Here is a 16785-nt window from a genome sequence, read left to right on the forward strand (position 1 = left end):
CGAACAGCGGGCGAGTACTGCTGCTCGAAGGACAAGTTGAGGACGGCGCCGACTGGCAGCGCCGACGTCGCCGACGGGGGCGCGGCCGTCATGTCAGGGAGGCCGTACGGGGGGCCACCTCGGAGGTGGCCAGGGCGACGCGGAGGTGGCCCGGGGCGACGCGGTGTGCGCCGCAGCGGGCTCGGCGGAGGCAGAGTCCGCCACAGCGGGCCCGACGAACGCAGAGTCCGCCGCTGCAGGCCCAGGGAAAGCAGAGTCCAGCGGCAGGCTCGAGCGTACGCAGCGTCCACCGCGGCAGGCTCGAGCGTACGCAGCGTCCACCGCGGCAGGCCCCGGCGGGCGCGGAGTCCACCGCCGCAGGCCGGGCGGACGCAGTGTCCGGCAGTGCGTCCGCCCGTCAGGGAGCGATCAGCGGCCCAAGATCGCGGCGGGAACGGATCTTCAGCTTCCGCATCGCCCGGGAGAGATGGTCCTCCACCGTGCTCACCGACAGGGACAACTCAGCGGCGATCCGGTTGTTGCTCAACCCACGAGCCGCGAGCCTGGCGACTTCGTGTTCTCGCGGAGAGAGCGCGTTCCCGTATCCCCGGCGTCCCCGCCGCGACGTCACCGCGACTCCGGCCTCTCGCAACGCCTCCCGGCACCGCCGAGCATCCCACCGGGCGCCCAGCTTCTCGTACCGCGCCTCCAACGCAACCAACTCCTGCGCATCCCCGAGTTCCAACGCCCGCCGAGCCCTGCCCTCCAACGCACAACACTCGTCGTACGGTCGCCCGATCGCCCGATAGGCCGCCGCAGCCATCTCGAACCAGTCAGCCGACGGTCGAACTGCCGCCTCCCCGGCCCCCGAAGGCGACGTCGGACGGGGCGAGGTCGTCGAGGGGTGCAACCCGGTCGACGCCCGTGATGCGTTCCCCGAGCCGGCTTGGCCGCTCCCCCGGCCTTCGCCTCGCCCGCCACCACACTCGCCGCCTGGTTCACGGTCTCCCCGGTGTGCGGTTCGTTCCCGATCGGCAGTGTCGCCAATGCTCAGAAACGCACGCGCGAGCTTGCTCGCGGCAACCGAAGCAGGCGCATCCCGTCCAACCAAGCCCGCGTCGAACTCCTGCAACAAGCCCAACGCGTCCGGTCGTCGCTCACTGCGATCCCAAGCGACACACGTCGTAGCAACCAACTCCCCCGCCCACGCCCACCCGTCCTTACGCCGTACCACCGAGACGAAGTCCTCCACCGCCTCCACGGCCGCATCCGTCTGCCCCAGCGCCAGCTGCATCCGCCCGATCGTCGCCAGTGCCGCCGCCCGTACCGGCAACTCGCCACGCACCGACTCCAGCACCTCCATCGCCGCCGAAAGGTCCCCCCGCACCAAGTGAAGTCGCCCGGTCACCAGCTCAACCTCAGCCCGCACAAGCGGAGCCGAAGCAGTCTCACTCCTTGCCCTCAGCAACCGTTCCGGCAACTCCTCCCACTGCCCCGCCAACCACGCCTGCCACAACCGGGTCCCAACCCCCGCCGGCAACTCCCGGCTCCGCCGATCGTGCCCCAGCCACAACAACCCCCGCGCCGCATCCGCCGTCCCGTCGTCCCCCGCCAGATCACCCGCCGCCAGCAACAACCGCCCCCGATTCCGCCAAACTCCCCGAACAGCCGCACCCCCATCACGCCCTGAACCACCACCCGCCAAGCCCTTCGACCGCACATCGCCGTCACCCGCGGACCTGCTCCCTCGCACATCGCCGTCACCCGCGGAGCCGGCCACCGGCACATCAACGCCGCCCACTGAGGCGATCTGCCGCCTACCTGCGTCACCCGCAGCAGCATCCCGCCGCACGCCGCCGCCTGCGACAGCGTCGACCCGGCGGGATCTCCGAGCATCCGCAACGCCCGCAACCCCACCCGCCTCCCCGGCCCGCCGCGCACTCGAAGTACCCACCGCCCCACCCGACCGCCCACCGGAAGCCCCCGGCGCGCCGCCGCCACGCACCCCCGTGACACCGGGCGGCCCCTCTATCCCCACCCCAGCTGACTCCCCAGCACCATCCCGCGGCCGAACCACATCACCAGCAACGCTGCCTCCCACCACGCGAGTCCTCCCCGACGCGGCATCGTCGGTCGAGCCATCCCGCACACCGGCAATCCCACTGCGCCCGCCTTCCCGTACGTCGGCGTACCCGACCCCGTCTCGACGCGCCGAAGCACCAGAGCGCCGTACGGCGAGCGGACTGGCACCAGCCGCGGCAGGCCACGCGCTCTGAGTCGGCTCGCCAAGCAACCGGAGAGCCCGGTGCATCCACGCTCTGTGCTCGGCAATCTCCTCCGCGCCCGACGTCGGAACCGCCAACGTCGACATCGCCAACGCAGCCGCGATCGGATCCCCGCCCAACTCCTCGACCGCCGCCGCCAGCTCCCGTCGCGCGGCGGCGAACTCCCCAGCCCGGTCGTGCAGCACCAGGCCCAACGCCAACCGCAGGCTGCCCCGATCACCGCTCGCCACCACCAACTCGTCCAGCACCATCCGCATCGCGACCACGGCCTCGTCCCACTGCGCCGATTCCACCGCCGCGTGCCCCAGCCGCGTCGCCAGCCGCGCCCGATCCGCCCACGCCAACCCTTCGAACCGCAGCATCTCCAGCAGTTGCTCGACCGCCCGGTCCGCCTTCCCGCACTCGACGAGTTGAGCGGCAGCCAACTCCGCCTCGGTCAGCCAAGTGCCGACCAAGCCGCCCCGCCGAGCGTGCGCCGCGATCCGCGCGTGCGCGCCGGGATCGCGCGATCCCACGGCCTCGGCCGCTCGCCGATGCAACCGGCGCAGTTCGTCCGCCGGGATCGTCTCGTACACCGCGCGCTGCCCCAGCGCATGCCGCAAGTCGTACAACCCCGGCCGCGACTCCCCCAGCAACGCCCGCGCCAACGCCGCATCCACGGCATCGGCCAACTCCGCTGCACCAACCTCCGCGACAGCGCCGATCAGCGCATCGGGCGAGGGTGCGTCGAGCACCGCAGTGGCCCAGACCACCCGTCTGCATGCCTCTGGCAACTGTTCCAGCTTGATCGCGACCGCCGCTCGCAACGCCACCGGCGCGCGGGTTTCCGCCAGCGCCCGGGCGACCGGTGCCAGCGATCCGTCAGCCCCGATCGCCACGTCCCGCAAGAACTCCTCCAGCACGAACGGCAGACCGCCCGTCCGCTCGAACAACTCCCTCGCCAATCCATCCGGCAGCTCGTCGACACCGAGCATCTGCGCAGCGAACTCCCGTACCGCGTGCGGCGCGAGCGGGTGGAGCCGTACTTCGGTCGTCCGAGTCCCCGGCGGGACGCAGCCGGCCAATGCCGTGATCTCGCCGGCGACCAGGGTGTCCTCGGGCCGGTAGGTGGCGACCACGCGGACCTCCCGCGGCAACCGGCTCGCCAGGAACCGCAGCAGTTGCAGCGTCCCCGGATCCGCCCAGTGCAGATCCTCGACGACCAGCACCGTCGGCCCGAGCGAGGCCAGCAACTCCCTCGTCCGCGCGAACACTGAGTGCCGCATCCCCGGAACCAGCGCCCCGCGCCACGGCGTACCGGCTCCTGGTTGCTGGTCCGAGACCGGAGCCAACGCCTCCAGCACCGGCGTCAGTGGCGTCTCGTCCTGCACCGGATGGCATTGACCCGTCAGCCATCGCGCTGGATGGTCCCGAGCCACCTCGGCGACCAGCCTGCTCTTGCCTGTTCCCGCCTCTCCCACCACCAGCACCAGACTCGGCGCCGCTGTCACCGCGGTCCTGAGCAACCGCGTTTCGCGCTCTCTGCCGATCATCCGCGGCGTCGTCAACCGACCGCCCGCTCCCCCGCTCGTCTTTCGCACCGCAGCCTGCCTAGTACGTCCCGACTGGGCGGCGGCGAGCCCACCCCCACCTGACGACGCCAGCCCAATGGCTGTCCGTCTTCTTCGAATTACTCTCAGTCAGCAACTTCACGCACATAGTGTGACCGCTCCCCTCGTCCTTCGACCTGCCGACCCCAAGCAAGGTGAGCCGCACTCACCCCGCCGTCCTGGCGCTGACGGCAGTGGAGGCGGCGGCATAGTTCGACTGGACCGCCCTAGGCTCGACCGTGCGGGCATAGACCCGACGAGCGTCGCCTCCCAGAGCATCAGCCCGACCTTGCGGCATCTTGATGCGCAGGTGCGGCGCCCCACTCGGCCACCGACAGCGAGGTCGCGGGTGGCCCGGCTGTCCGACTGGGCATGCCGGCGCGCGGATGATCGGCCAGAGGGGCCGGTTCTGGACGCCAACCGAGGCCACCCTCGACTGACCCGCACGGCAGTTCATCGGCGCATCCGGCGTTGGGCGGCCATCGCGGCGGCGCCGGTCAGGATCATCAGCAGGGTCGCGAGCGACCACCGTCGCAGAACGAGCACAGTGTCGTCCGGCTCCTCAGGAACCGCCGCCATCCGCGGCGCCACGCTGACCACCGGCGGGGTCACGAGCGGCGGAAGCGGCCGACTCGTCGGGCGAGGGGTGGGCGACGGAGTCGGACGGACCGGCAACTCAGCAGCCTCCGTCGGCGTCGGCAGGGGCGTGGTTGCGGTCGGGCGCGGGCTCGGCCCCGGAGACACCGGCCGACGATTCGGCGGCGTCGAGCTAGGCGGACGAGCATTAGGCGGACGTGGACTGGGCGGACGTACACCAGGCGGCGGGGGGCTCGGAGGACGGACTGTCGGCGGAGGCGACGGCGGCCTCGGCGTCTGCGTCGGCGAAGGCGGCGGCGACGCAGTCGGCGGCCGCGGTGTCGGCGTCGGTGGAGGTGGCGGCGGAGTGGGCACTTGCTGCAGGCAACCAGCTGCATCCCCGGTCCACACCGGTTCCCACGACGTCACCTCCCGCACTTCTCCAGAGAGCGCGATCCGAACGGCCCGGCTCCGAGAGCCCGGACGGGTGTGAACGGCATAGAGCGCTCTCCCGGACAGCACCACCGAGGTGTACGACGCCGTCGACGGCACCCCGCGCACATCGGCGACAGCACGGACTGTCCCGCTGCCCGGGTCGACGCTGACCACCTTGGCCGGCCCCGCACCGACTGTGGAGATCCCGTACAGGAACCCGCTCACCGGATCCGCCGCCAGGTCGTCCACGGTCAACGCCCCGAGCACCGGCTTCAGCCGAACCACCCGCAGCACACTCTTGTACGTCGTACTGTCCGGGTCGATGTCCATCGTGAAGAGCCGGAGTCCGTCGCGCAGGTAGAGCCGATGTCCAGCCACCGCGCCGGCCGTCGGAGCGGCGACCCCGCCGACGCCACGGCGTACCTCGCCCAGGTCCCTGACGAGGCCCTGGCGGTTGATCGTCACCAGATGCGGGCGCCGGTGCAGCCAGCCGTGCCGGTCCCGCGAGGCGATGCCGTAGACGAGATCCTGCGATCGCGCGTACCCCATGGCGTCGACCAGGTAGTCCAGCTTGCCCAGTTCCGTGACCCGGCCCGACGGCAGCTCGACCCGCCGCAATCGCGACAACGACACGGGCCCACTCGAATCCACCTGCAGCACGACGCATCCGGCGTCTGCCGATGACACCTGGGACATCAGCACCACCGGCAGCACCGCCAGTCCCGATGCCAGCCCGATCACCCCCACGCGTTGACGACGTGGGACCGTCCTAGCCACTGCGGGCCAGCCGGGTCAGCGCAGCGACGTACGCATCCGGTCCCACACTTGCTCCACCGCTGAACGGATCCTGCAGCTGGTAGATCGCGAACAGCATCAGCGCGATCGCCCCCGACAACATCGACACGATCACGGCGTACGAGTAGACGCCCGGTCCGCCGAACATGAACATCAGCCCGACCGACATCGCGCTTCCCACCAGAATCGCGAACCACACGATCGCGCTCACCCCGTTCCCGCTGGCATTCAGGCGGTCCTGCCGGGCCTGGTACACGTTCCACAGCTGCGTCGACGCCTCGATCCGGCTGTTCTCCTCCCGGTCGGTCCTCGTCGGAACGCGCTCCACCTCGCCCTGCAACTCCGACAGCAGCTCCCAGCCCTGCCCTCCCACCGGCCCTCCGGCCCGCAGCGCCGGCCACTCCACCTGGACCACCTCGTTCGCGTACGACTGGGTCAGTTCCTCGACCCGCGACCGGGCCGGCTCGGCCAGCGACTCGCTGGCCCAGCGGACCGCGACCAGCGCGTTCGCCTCCTGGTAGGTGTTCTCGTCCGCCTTGTCGGTGGCGTCGAACAGCGAGATCAGCACGAACGCGGCGATCACGACGTTGACGCCGCCGACGATGGTGAACACCTGCCCGGCGACCTCGTTGTTCGCCTCCCGCCCGAACCGCTGCCGGGCCTTGCGCAGGATCACGGCCAGAACCGCGGTCACCATCATCAACCCGAGCACCCAGAACAGACCGCTGAAGAACAGGCTCATCCCTGGCTCCCCCTCCCGCTCTGGACGCGAAACTCACCAGGACCGACGCAGCCCCGGTCGCGCACAGCCCCGCTGCGCACCGCCACTGGGAGAGTGAAGTGCACGGTCTCCCGCGTGATCTCCCGCTCGACCACATCCACCGGACCGAAGGCAGCCAGAGCAGCGACCACACCGTCCACCAACCGTGGCGGCGCCGACGCGCCGGCAGTCAGGCCGATCACCCTGACCCCGTCGAGCCACTCCGGCCGGAGACCGGACCCGTCGTCGATCAGGTACGCCGGAGTGCCGCGTCGCCTGGCGAGCTCGACCAGGCGGCGCGAATTCGACGAGTTGTCCGAGCCGACCACGAGAACCAGGTCGGCGTCATCGGAGAGCGCTCCCAGTGCCTCTTGCCGGTTGGTGGTGGCGTAGCAGATGTCAGCCGAGTCGGGGCCGCGCAGCGCGCCGAATTTGGCGCGGAGCGCATCGAGAACGGCGGCGGTCTCGTCCACCGCCAAAGTCGTCTGAGTCAGGTAGGAGACCCGCCCTGCATCCTCCACCTCCAGCGCCGCCACGTCGTCGACGGTCTCGACCAGAACGGTCCGGTCCGGCGCCTCCCCCATCGTGCCTTCGACTTCCTCGTGCCCCGCGTGCCCGATCAGGACGACGGTGTCGCCGCGGCCGGCGTACCGGCGGGCCTCGGCGTGCACCTTGGTCACCAACGGGCAGGTCGCGTCGACCACGTCGAGCCCGCGCCGCTCCGCCTCCGCTCGGACTGCCGGGGCGACACCATGAGCGGAGAACACCACGGTCGCGTCCGCCGGCACTTCGTCGAGCTCGTCCACGAACACCGCGCCACGGCTCTCGAGGTCGGCCACGACGTGAGTGTTGTGCACGATCTGCTTGCGGACGTAGACCGGCGAACGCCGCCGGGCCAGCAACTGCTCCACGATCTCGATGGCTCGCTCGACGCCGGCGCAGAACGACCGCGGCGAAGCCAGCAGGATGGTGCGTCTGGTCATCAGTCCCCCTCCTCAACGGTCGCGACGGGTCGCCCATCGCGCCAGCCGCTCCAGGTCGTCCGCGGCGCCCACTGCACCGCTCGCCGAGCGCAGTTCGCCGAGCGCCGCAGTCAGCAACGCGTCGGCCTGTGCCTGGCTCTGCGCCTTCGCCCCGGCCTCGTCGATCAACCCGGCCGCCCGCACCAGCTCGGCGTCGGTCAGATCGCGCGATCCCTGGTAGAGCGCGGCCAGTTCCTGGCCGGCAGCGGTCCCCGACGTGAGCGCGGCGATCACCGGCAGCGACTTCTTCCGCCGCCGCAGGTCCGAGTGCACCGGCTTGCCCGTGACTCGCGGATCGCCCCAGATCCCGAGCAGGTCGTCGACGTACTGGTACGCGAGACCGAGATCCTCGCCGAACAGCCGCAGGTGATCGACCTGCTCGGACCGGCCACCACCGAACATCGCCCCGAGCGCCGTCGAACAGCCGAGCAGCGCCCCGGTCTTGAGCTGCGCCATCCGGAGGCACTCGCTCAGCGTCACGTCGTTGCGGATCTCGAAGTGCGCGTCGGCGAGCTGCCCTTCGACCAGCTCCTGGACCGCCTGCCCGAGCACCTTCGCCCCGTCGTCGGCCGCCGGCTCACCACTGCTCACGAGGACGTCGAACGCCAGACTGAGCAGGGCATCGCCCGCCAGGATGGCCGGCCCGAGACCGAACACCGTCCACGCGGTCGCGCGGTGCCGCCGGGTCGTGTCGCAGTCCATCACGTCGTCGTGCAGCAGGGAGAAGTTGTGCACCAGCTCGACCGCCACCGCGGCGGGCACCGCGGCGGCCGTCGTACCGCCGACCGCTTGCGACGCCAGCAAAGCCAGCGCCGGGCGAAGCGCCTTGCCGCCGTCGGCGCGGGTCGGCGTGCCGTCCTCGTCCTCCCAGCCGAAGTGGTAGTTGGTGATCCGCTGCGTTGCCAGCGGCAACTTGCCGACCGCGGCCCGCAGCGCCGGCTCGACCTGGTCCCGGGACCAGCCGAGTGCCCGCTGCGCGAGGACCCTGTTCATCGCGTCACCTGACGTGGTCGCTCCCGTGCCGTCCGTCGTACCGCTCGGTGGACTGTCCGCGGGATCGAGTCGTTCGAGTGTCGTCATCGTCTCTCCTCATCCACCGAGCTCGACGTTCTCCAGCACACCGAGAGCGTCCGGGACCAGCACCGCCACCGAGTAGTAGGTGCTGACCAGGTACGACGTGACGGCCTTCTCGTTGATTTCCATGAACCGGGCGTTGAGTCCGGGCTCGATCTCGTCCGGCAACCCGGTCTGCCGCAGACCGACGACACCTTCGTCCTCCAGGCCGGTCCGCAGCACGATCACCGACGTGGTGTTGTCGGCGGCGATCGGGATCTTGTTGCAGGGCAGGATCGGTACGCCGCGCCACGCCTGCACCCGCCGGCCCTCGACGAGAGCGCTTTCCGGGTAGACCCCGGCCTTGCTGCACTCCCGGCCGAAGGCGGCGATCGCCCGCGGGTGGGCCAGCAGCGCCCGGGGCTTGCGGCGCCGGGTCAGCAGCTCGTCGAAGTCGTCGGGGGTCGGCGGACCGGTGCGCGGGTAGATGCACTGCTTGAAGTCCGCGTTGTGCAGCAGGCCGAACTCGCGGTTGTTCACCATCTCGTGCTCCTGGCGTTCCCGCAGCGCCTCGATGGTCAGCCGCAACTGCTGCTCGGTCTGGTCCATCGGGTGGTTGTAGAGATCCGCGACCCGGGTGTGGACCCGCAGGATCGTTTGCGCGACGCTCAGCTCGTACTCCCGCGGTGCCGGGTCGTAGTCGACGTAGGTGCCGGGCAGGTCCGCCTCGCCCGCGTGACCCGAAGAGAGCGCGATCTCGGCCTCTCCGTTCTTGTTCTGGGCCGGACGCGGCCGGGACCGGAGCTCGTCCAGGTGCTCGCGCAGTACCTCGGACCGGTCCCTCAACTGCTCGAGCGCCTGACGAGTCAGCCGCAGCACGGTGCACCGGGTGGTCGTGCGGGCGGTGTACTCCCAGATACTTTCCGGTGGATCGGTGAACAACTGCTCGCCGAGGTAGTCGCCGTCCGCGGCCGTGCCCAGATCGGTCCCGTCACCGTAGCGCCCGATGCCGATCTTGCTGATCTTGCCGTGGGCAATCAGAAGCACGTCGTCGATCCGGCTGCCGAACTCGGTCAGCACCTGGCCCGCCTCGTACTCCTCCTGCCCGAAGCGGTTCGCCAGTTCCTGCAGTACCTCCGGATCCTGCAGCTCGCGCAGCGGCGGCAGCTCGGTCAACTCCTGCGGGATCACCCGTACGTCGGCCCCGGTGGCGGAGAAGGTCAGCCGGCCGTCGCCGATCGCGTAGCTGGTCCGCCGGTTCACCCGGTAGGCCCCGCCCTTGGTCTCCACCCAGGGCAGGATCCGCAGCAGCCAGCGCGGCGAGATGCCTTGCATCTGCGGCACCGACTTGGTGGTGGACGCCAGTTGCCGCGCCGCCGCGGTCCCCAGGCTGAGCTGCGGCCTGGTCTGGGTTTCGGTCTCGGTCTCCGAGGTGGTCACAGTGCACCCTCCAGTCGCTTCATGGCCAAGGACCGTCCGATGGATTCGGCAGATGTGCCGAGGCCGGTCGCGCCGCCGAGCAGCTTGCGCGGCAGATGCAGCTGCGCGCCTTCGTCGTACCGGCGGCAGCCGGCGTGCCAGACGAGAATTCCCGACATCCAGTTCTGCAGCTCCTCGGCGTACCCGGTGAGCACCCGTCGGACGTCGTCGCCGAGCTCGTAGTCGTCGAACAGCACCGGCAGGTCCACCGCGACCAGCTGCTCGAACTGCCGCATCCGCGCGGTCATCAGCTCGTTCACCACCGCGAACGCCGTGCTCAGGTCACAGTCGAGAAAGTTCCGCACAACCAGGACCCCGTTGTGCAGCTCGCCCTCGTACTGGATTTCCTTGCGGTACGAGAACACGTCGTTGAGCAGGCACGCATAGTCCGCGGCCGCGCTCTCCAGCGCCCGGATCGGGCGGGTCCGGTAGATCTCCGGCGGTACCGTGCGGCCGTGGCCGATCCGGCACAGGCTCATGGTGAGATCGGAGCCGAACGTCCGCCGGCGCATTTCCAGGTAGTCGACCGGATCCGGGATCCGGTGCTGGAACTGGTTCGCCAGCTCCCACAGCCAGCTGTCGATCATCGTCTCGACCGCGTCCTTGAATGCCCGCCGCGCGTCCGGTGCCATCGGCCCCGCGGTCCGGCTCCAGAGATCGGCCAGAGAGCGCTCCAGCGCGTTCCCGGGCACCGGCGGCCCGGCAGCGTCCAGCTCCAACGGCATCAGCGCCGACAACCGCTTGTTTGTCGCCTTCGCACCGACCAGGTCCCGCGACCGGCCGAACGCCACCGGGTAGTAGTCGTCGGCATAGGTGCCCCAAGCGAGCCACTGGCTGGACAGGTCCAACGCATCCGGGTCGGCATCCGGGTGGATCCCCGCCGCGCACAACGGCAGGTCGTTGGCGAGCAACATGCGCGCGTCCCAGATGACCCCGTCGGTGAGTCCCATCCGCTGACCCCACTCGAGCACGTTCGCCCGTGCCCGGTCGAGGTGGGGACTGAGCTTCGCCCGGTACGGCATGTACAGCTCCGGCCGCTCGAACGGCTCGACCACGTCGTACAGGCGATGGGTGTAGCTGCGAATCCGGTACGGCGCCGACGTCACCATCGACTGCAGGATTCGGCTCGCGGCCGTGCCGAGCCCTTTCGGCCCGTCGAGCAACGCGCTCGGTCCGAGCGTGGCCGCTTGGCCGCCGTCGTTCATGTAGCGGCTCGACCGCAGGTGCCACTCGTGCCCACCCGACTGCCAGTCCTGCAGACCCTTCACATAGCTCAGAACATCGAGCCGGCCCTGCGGACTGATTCGGTGCTCCGCCAGCAGCGGCGGCACCTCGGTGAGCGCAGTGTTCTCGAACTGGTGCAGTCGCGAGGTGAGGATGTCGTTCACCAGATCCGCCGCCCGCTGCGGAGAACAGCCGAGAAAGCGCTCCACCACCAGCACGCCGTTGTTCAGCTCGCCCTCGGCCTCCACCTCGCGCTGGTACGAGAACAGGTCGTTGCGCAGGTGCACCGCGTCGGAGAACGTGTCGCTGAGCACCTTCAGCGGCCGGGCGTGCGCGACCTCCTCCGGCACCTCCGCCTGGACGGCGTACTCGACCAGGTTCGCCGACCAGGGCGCGCCGCCGACCTTGCGGCGCATCTCGACGTACTCGATGGGGTTCGGCAACCGGCCGGCGCTGATGTTGGACAGCTCCCACAGCGACTCCGCCAGCAGGCTTTCCGTGGTCGCCGCGAACCGGCGCCGCCAGCCCTCCGACATCGACGGCACGGTCCGGGCCCAGAGATCGGCGAGACCGCGCTCCACCGGGTTCTCGGGCGTTTCCGTGATCGCGCCGTCGACCGGCATGAACGCCGCCAGCCGGTTCAGGTACGCCTTGGCGCCGGCGGTGTCCTGGGTCTTCTTGTAGAGCTCCAAGAAGTGATCGTCGAAGTAGAAGACCCAGACGTACCAGTCGGTCACCAGGTCGAGCGCCGCGGCGCCGGCGTCCGGGTGCGTGTAAGCGCAGAGCAGGGCGTAGTCGTGGGAGTCGAAATCGCGCAGGTCCCAGATCGCCTTGCCCTGCTGGGGAACGTCGATCATGTCGAACGCGTACGCCCAGGCCCGGCTGTGCTCGCGCGCCTGCTCCAGGTGCGGGTTGATCCGCGCCGGGTACGGCACGTAGAACTCCGGCAACTGGTACGGCTGTCCGCCGCTCGGCGCCGCGCGTTCGCGGCTCGGGGCTGGCTGTCGGGCGTTGGACGTGGGCTGTCCGGTCCTGAGGGTCGATTGTCCGGTGCTCGGGGTCGGCCGGCCCGTGGGCGGCGAACCGCCCTTGGTCAGGCCGCCCGGCTCGTCTGTCGCGTCCCGCCCGACGTGGGAGACGAGCCGGGCGGCGGCTCCCGGCGGTTGTGGCGCTCTCACCTCCCGGTCCTAGCTCTCGCGCCCGATCTCGACGTCCTCGAGAATGCCGAGAGCGTCGGGGACCAGGACGGCGGCCGAGTAGTACGCGCTGACCAGGTAGTTGATGATCGCCTTCTCGTTGATGTTCATGAACCGCACCGACAGCCCCGGCTCGTACTCGTCCGGCAGCCCGGTCTGGTGCAGGCCGACCACCCCCTGGCTGTCCTCGCCGGTGCGCAGCAGCATGATCGAGCTGGTCCGGGTCTCGCTGATGCCGATCTTGTTGCACGGGAAGATCGGTACGCCGCGCCAGGCCGGGACCCGGTGGCCGCCGAGGTCCACGCTGTCCGGGTAGACGCCGGCCTTCGTGCACTCCCGCCCGAACGCCGCGATCGAGCGGGGATGGGCCAGGAAGAAGGCCGGCTCCTTCCAGACCATGCCGAGCAACTCGTCCAGGTCACCGGGCGTCGGCGGGCCGGTCCGGGTCGGGATCCGCATGCTCAGGTCAGCGTTGTGCAGCAGGCCGAACTCGCGGTTGTTCACCATCTCGTGCTCCTGGCGTTCCCGCAGCGCCTCGATGGTCAGCCGCAACTGCTGCTCGGTCTGGTCCATCGGGTGGTTGTAGAGATCCGCCACCCGCGTGTGGACCCGCAGTACGGTCTGGGCGACGCTCAACTCGTACTCGCGCGGCGTGGTCTCGTAGTCGACGTACGTACCGGGCAGCTCGGCCTCCTGCTCGTGCCCGGACGCCAGCGCGATCGCCGCCTCGCCGTACTCGTCCTGTGCCGGCGCCGGGTTCGCGCGGAACGCTTCGACATGTGCGCGCAGGCTGTCGGATCGCGCGACCAGGTCCTCGAACGCGTCCTGCGACAGCGACAGCACCGTGCACGGGGTGATCGCCTTGACGGTGTACTGCCAGTGGTCCTCGGACTCGAGAAGCGCCTGGTAGGCGAAGTGGTCCCCGTCGGTCAGCGTCGACAGCACGGTCTCGTCGCCGTACTTGCCGGCGCCGATCTTGTTCACCTTGCCGTGCGCGATCAGGCAGATCCGGTCCGCGGGCCGGCCGCGCTCGACCAGCACGTCGCCCGGCTGGTACTCCTGCTGCTCGAACCGGCCGGCCAGCTCGGTCAGCACCTCGACGTCGTCGAAGCTGCGCAGCAGGGCCAGCTCACACAGCTCCTGCGGGATCACCCGCACCTCGGCGCCGGTCGTGGTGAAGGTGACCCGGCCGTCGCCGACGGCGTAACTCAGCCGCCGGTTCACCCGGTACGCGCCCCCGTTCACCTGCACCCAGGGCAGCATCTTGAGCAACCACCGGGAGGTGATGCCCTGCATCTGCGGCTCGGACTTGGTCGTGGTCGCCAGGTTCCGCGCGGCCGCGGTTCCGAGGCTCAGTTGCGGGCGCTGCACTTGGGCGTCCGAGGACGCCGGTTGGGTCATGGTCACGCGGTAAGCACCACCTGTCGGTTCGGACCGCCCAGGCGCAGCACGCACCGCACCCCGGGACGCGGGGTGTGGGTTCTTCGGTGGGTGGAGGCGCGCGGGCAGGCAGGAAGGAACGGCTCGTCGACTGCGTGGACGCTCCAGCCGGCACTGTTCCCGTCGTCGGCGGCAACACCGGCGCGGGACCGGACAGGCCGGGCTGCGACCGCTCAGGGCTCCCAGTTCGCCCTGCCCGGCCAGTCCGGCTGGAAACGCAACACACCGTAACCGGACCATCACCGTGTGCGTCAAGGGGCGCACACAGTGACAATCTTGCCAAGTCCTGGCGACCACGTATTAATTGCTCACGGCACCCCTGGTCAATGCCCTCGGCCCCGATCTGCACCGCGGCCGATGCACCGGGCAACCGACCGGTCAGATGATCGGCGTCTCCGGAGCGGTTGCCTTCGGCGTCCCGGCCTCGGCGGTTCCGGACAGCTCGTCGACCTCGATCCGGCCGGTCCAGCGCAGGTCGGGGTCGGGCTGCGGGATGGAGTCGAGCAGCAGCCGGGTGTACGGGTGGGACGGCTCGTGCATCACGGTGTCGACCGGGCCGCGTTCCACGATGACGCCGCGGTTGATCACCATCACGGACCCGCCCAGGTAGTACACGGTCGACAGGTCGTGGGTGATGAACAGGGTCGTCATGCCGTACTCGCGCTGGAAGTCGAGCAGGATGTCGAGGAACAGCCGGCGGACCTGGGCGTCGAGCATCGAGACCGGCTCGTCGGCGATCACGAAGGCCGGTCGCAGCATGTGGATCCGGGCCAGCATGACCCGTTGCCGCTGGCCACCGGAGAGCTGGTGCGGGTACCGGCCGAGCACGCGCTCCGGCTCGAGCTTCACCGCTTCGAGTGACCGCTCGATAAGAGCCAGCCCTTCGGACCGGCTGGAGGCCAGGCCGAACTTCTTCACCGCCTTCCACAGCACCCGGTCGACCCGGTAGAACGGGTTGAAGATCGCGTACGGGTCCTGGAAGACCGGCTGCACGTTGCGCCGGTAGTCGTCGTACTCGGCGCGGGTGAGCTTGAAGATGTCCTTGCCGCCGTACCGCACGGTGCCGCTGGTCGGCTTCTGCAGGCCGAGCACGTTGCGGGCGATCGTGCTCTTGCCGCTGCCGCTCTGGCCGACCAGGCTGACCACCTGCGGCGGCTCCGGGGCGAGCGTGAAGGTGGCGTCCTGGACCGCGGTCAGGTAGCCGCCGACCGCGCCCCGGGCGTGGAATCGTTGCTGGACGCCACTGAGCTCGATGGTCTTGGTCACGATGCCCTCCGGCCCACTAGCGGAATCGATTCGATCAGCTGCCGGGTGTACTCGTGCCGCGGCTGCTTGTAGACCTGCCGTACGTCACCGACCTCGACCAGGCTGCCTTCGTACATCACCGCGACCCGGTCGGCCAGCTGAGCGTGCACGCCCATGTCGTGCGAGATCACCATCAGGGTCACGCCGAAGTCGCGTTGCAGGTCCACCAGGCTCTGCAGGATCACCCGCTGGATCGTGACGTCGAGCGCGGTGGTCGGCTCGTCGGCGATCACCAGGTCGGGTTCGAGCGCGACGCAGATCGCCATCAGCACACGCTGCTTCATGCCGCCGGACAGCTCGTGCGGGTACATCCGGGCGACCGCCGGCTCCAGCCCGACCTGGCCGAGCAACCGTGGGATCAGCTCGGAGAGCGTGTCCTTGCGTTCCGGGGCGTGTTCCAGGATCACGTCCCGGAACTGGTCACCAATTCGCATCACCGGGTTGAGCGAGCTCATCGAGCCCTGCGGCAGGTAGGACAGCGCGCTCCAGCGCAGTACCCGCAGCTCCTCGCCGGAGACCTTCAGCAGATCAACGGGAGAACGTCCGCGGGGACGGAAGAGAGCGCTCCCCGCCATCACCTTGCCGGGTGGTTTGAGCAACCGCAGCAGCGCCACGGCGAGCGTGCTCTTGCCGCTGCCCGACTCCCCCGCGATGCCGAGGATCTCGCCGCGGCGGACCGCGAGGTCCAGGCCGCGCACCGCCTTCACCTCGCCCCGGTTGGTCGAGTAGCCGACCTCCAGGCCGGAGATCTCCAGCACGATCTCGTCGTCACTCACCGGCAACTCCTCTCAGCCGCGGGTTGTAGACCTCTTCCAGTCCGATGTTAATCATGTTCAACGCCGCGAACAGCAACGTCAGCAGCACGATCGGCACCACGAACATCGGCCAGGCACCGAGCGTCAGCGCACCGGTGTTGATCGCGTTGAAGATGATCTGGCCGAGATCGATCACGCCGCCCGGCCCGAGTCCGATCACCTCCAGCCCGACCAGCCCGAAGATCGCGCCGAGCGCCGAGGAGGCGAACCCGACGCCGATGAACGGCAGCAGATTGGGCAGCAGCTCGGTGGCGATGATCTCCAGGTCCCGGGCCTTGCTCACCCGGGCCAGGTCGACGTACGGGCGCGACCGCAGGCTGAGCACCTGCGAGCGGATCGTCTTGGCCGCGAACGGCCAGCTGAAGATCGAGATCATCACGCCGACCTGGAACAGGCTGACGTTCTTGGCGTACGCGGAGAGCGCGATCAGCAGCGGGAACGTCGGGATCACCAGCAGGATCCCGGTGAAGGTGGACAGCACACCGTCCACCCAGCCGCCCTTGTAGCCGGCGACGAAGGCGACCACCACGCCGACCACGGTGGAGATCACCCCGGCGATCGCACCGATCTGGAGCGACACCGACAGCGCGCTGATCACCATCGCCAGCACGTCGCGGCCGTACTGGTCGGTGCCCAGCAGGTGGTCGGCCGAAGGCACCAGCCACTTCTCGTACGCCGCCAGCTCGATCGGGTCCGTGCCCTTGCCGATGGCATCGACCAGCACCGGGCTGAGCACGGCCAGCAGCACCATCAGGGTCAGGATCACCAGTCCCGCGGCGAGCCGGTGACTCTGCCGCACGGTTTTCACTGTCGCGGTGAGGAGACGCATCGC

At 69.8% G+C, this 16785-nt stretch carries 11 protein-coding genes; all 11 read right to left on the reverse strand.

The genetic code is table 11. The features are described from left to right. Nucleotides 1–397 precede the first annotated feature (397 nt). Nucleotides 398–3811, reverse strand: coding sequence for a LuxR family transcriptional regulator (locus tag KFLA_RS39395; RefSeq protein ID WP_158307293.1), 3414 nt, complete (start codon nucleotides 3809–3811; stop codon nucleotides 398–400). A gap of 495 nt (nucleotides 3812–4306) precedes the next feature. After that, nucleotides 4307–5497 carry a DUF6923 family protein gene (locus KFLA_RS21045; RefSeq protein WP_237706552.1) on the reverse strand — a complete coding sequence of 397 codons (1191 nt, stop codon included), beginning with the start codon at nucleotides 5495–5497 and terminating at the stop codon, nucleotides 4307–4309. A 136-nt stretch (nucleotides 5498–5633) separates the two neighbouring features. Next, nucleotides 5634–6401 carry a bestrophin-like domain gene (locus KFLA_RS21050; RefSeq protein ID WP_012921833.1) on the reverse strand — a complete coding sequence of 256 codons (768 nt, stop codon included), beginning with the start codon at nucleotides 6399–6401 and terminating at the stop codon, nucleotides 5634–5636. Continuing rightward, nucleotides 6398–7402 carry a 4-hydroxy-3-methylbut-2-enyl diphosphate reductase gene (gene ispH, locus KFLA_RS21055; protein WP_012921834.1) on the reverse strand — a complete coding sequence of 335 codons (1005 nt, stop codon included), beginning with the start codon at nucleotides 7400–7402 and terminating at the stop codon, nucleotides 6398–6400. The genes KFLA_RS21050 and ispH overlap by 4 nt, the downstream gene beginning before the upstream one ends. Before the next feature lie 12 nt (nucleotides 7403–7414). Then, the gene (locus KFLA_RS21060; protein WP_012921835.1) at nucleotides 7415–8521 is read right to left on the reverse strand and encodes a family 2 encapsulin nanocompartment cargo protein polyprenyl transferase; all 1107 of its coding nucleotides are present in this window, start codon (nucleotides 8519–8521) and stop codon (nucleotides 7415–7417) included. Nucleotides 8522–8530: 9 nt separating this feature from the next. Then, a complete protein-coding gene (locus KFLA_RS21065) occupies nucleotides 8531–9934 on the reverse strand; it encodes a family 2B encapsulin nanocompartment shell protein (RefSeq protein ID WP_012921836.1) in 1404 nt (467 codons plus the stop codon). Continuing rightward, entirely contained in the window at nucleotides 9931–12375 is a 2445-nt protein-coding gene (locus tag KFLA_RS21070) for a terpene synthase family protein (protein ID WP_012921837.1), read from the reverse strand. The genes KFLA_RS21065 and KFLA_RS21070 overlap by 4 nt, the downstream gene beginning before the upstream one ends. A 9-nt stretch (nucleotides 12376–12384) precedes the next feature. Continuing rightward, on the reverse strand, nucleotides 12385–13794 hold the full coding sequence (locus KFLA_RS21075; RefSeq protein ID WP_012921838.1) for a family 2B encapsulin nanocompartment shell protein: 1410 nt from the start codon (nucleotides 13792–13794) through the stop codon (nucleotides 12385–12387). Nucleotides 13795–14211: 417 nt separating this feature from the next. Then, on the reverse strand, nucleotides 14212–15099 hold the full coding sequence (locus KFLA_RS21080; protein ID WP_012921839.1) for an ABC transporter ATP-binding protein: 888 nt from the start codon (nucleotides 15097–15099) through the stop codon (nucleotides 14212–14214). After that, nucleotides 15096–15914 (reverse strand): ABC transporter ATP-binding protein, encoded by an 819-nt coding sequence (locus tag KFLA_RS21085; protein ID WP_012921840.1) that lies wholly within the window; start codon nucleotides 15912–15914, stop codon nucleotides 15096–15098. Before KFLA_RS21085 ends, KFLA_RS21080 begins: the two co-directional genes overlap by 4 nt. Then, on the reverse strand, nucleotides 15907–16782 hold the full coding sequence (locus KFLA_RS21090) for an ABC transporter permease (RefSeq protein WP_012921841.1): 876 nt from the start codon (nucleotides 16780–16782) through the stop codon (nucleotides 15907–15909). The genes KFLA_RS21085 and KFLA_RS21090 overlap by 8 nt, the downstream gene beginning before the upstream one ends. Between the last annotated feature and the right edge of the window lie 3 nt (nucleotides 16783–16785).

The sequence above is a fragment of the Kribbella flavida DSM 17836 genome (assembly GCF_000024345.1).
Taxonomy (GTDB): Bacteria; Actinomycetota; Actinomycetes; order Propionibacteriales; family Kribbellaceae; genus Kribbella; species Kribbella flavida.

Excerpts from the sequence above, each read along its gene's own strand:
- KFLA_RS21050 (WP_012921833.1), bottom strand. The coding sequence starts at position 6,401 with ATGAGCCTGTTCTTCAGCGGTCTGTTCTGGGTGCTCGGGTTGATGATG.
- ispH (WP_012921834.1), bottom strand. The coding sequence starts at position 7,402 with ATGACCAGACGCACCATCCTGCTGGCTTCGCCGCGGTCGTTCTGCGCC.
- KFLA_RS21060 (WP_012921835.1), bottom strand. The coding sequence starts at position 8,521 with ATGACGACACTCGAACGACTCGATCCCGCGGACAGTCCACCGAGCGGT.
- KFLA_RS21075 (WP_012921838.1), bottom strand. The coding sequence starts at position 13,794 with ATGACCCAACCGGCGTCCTCGGACGCCCAAGTGCAGCGCCCGCAACTG.
- KFLA_RS21090 (WP_012921841.1), bottom strand. The coding sequence starts at position 16,782 with ATGCGTCTCCTCACCGCGACAGTGAAAACCGTGCGGCAGAGTCACCGG.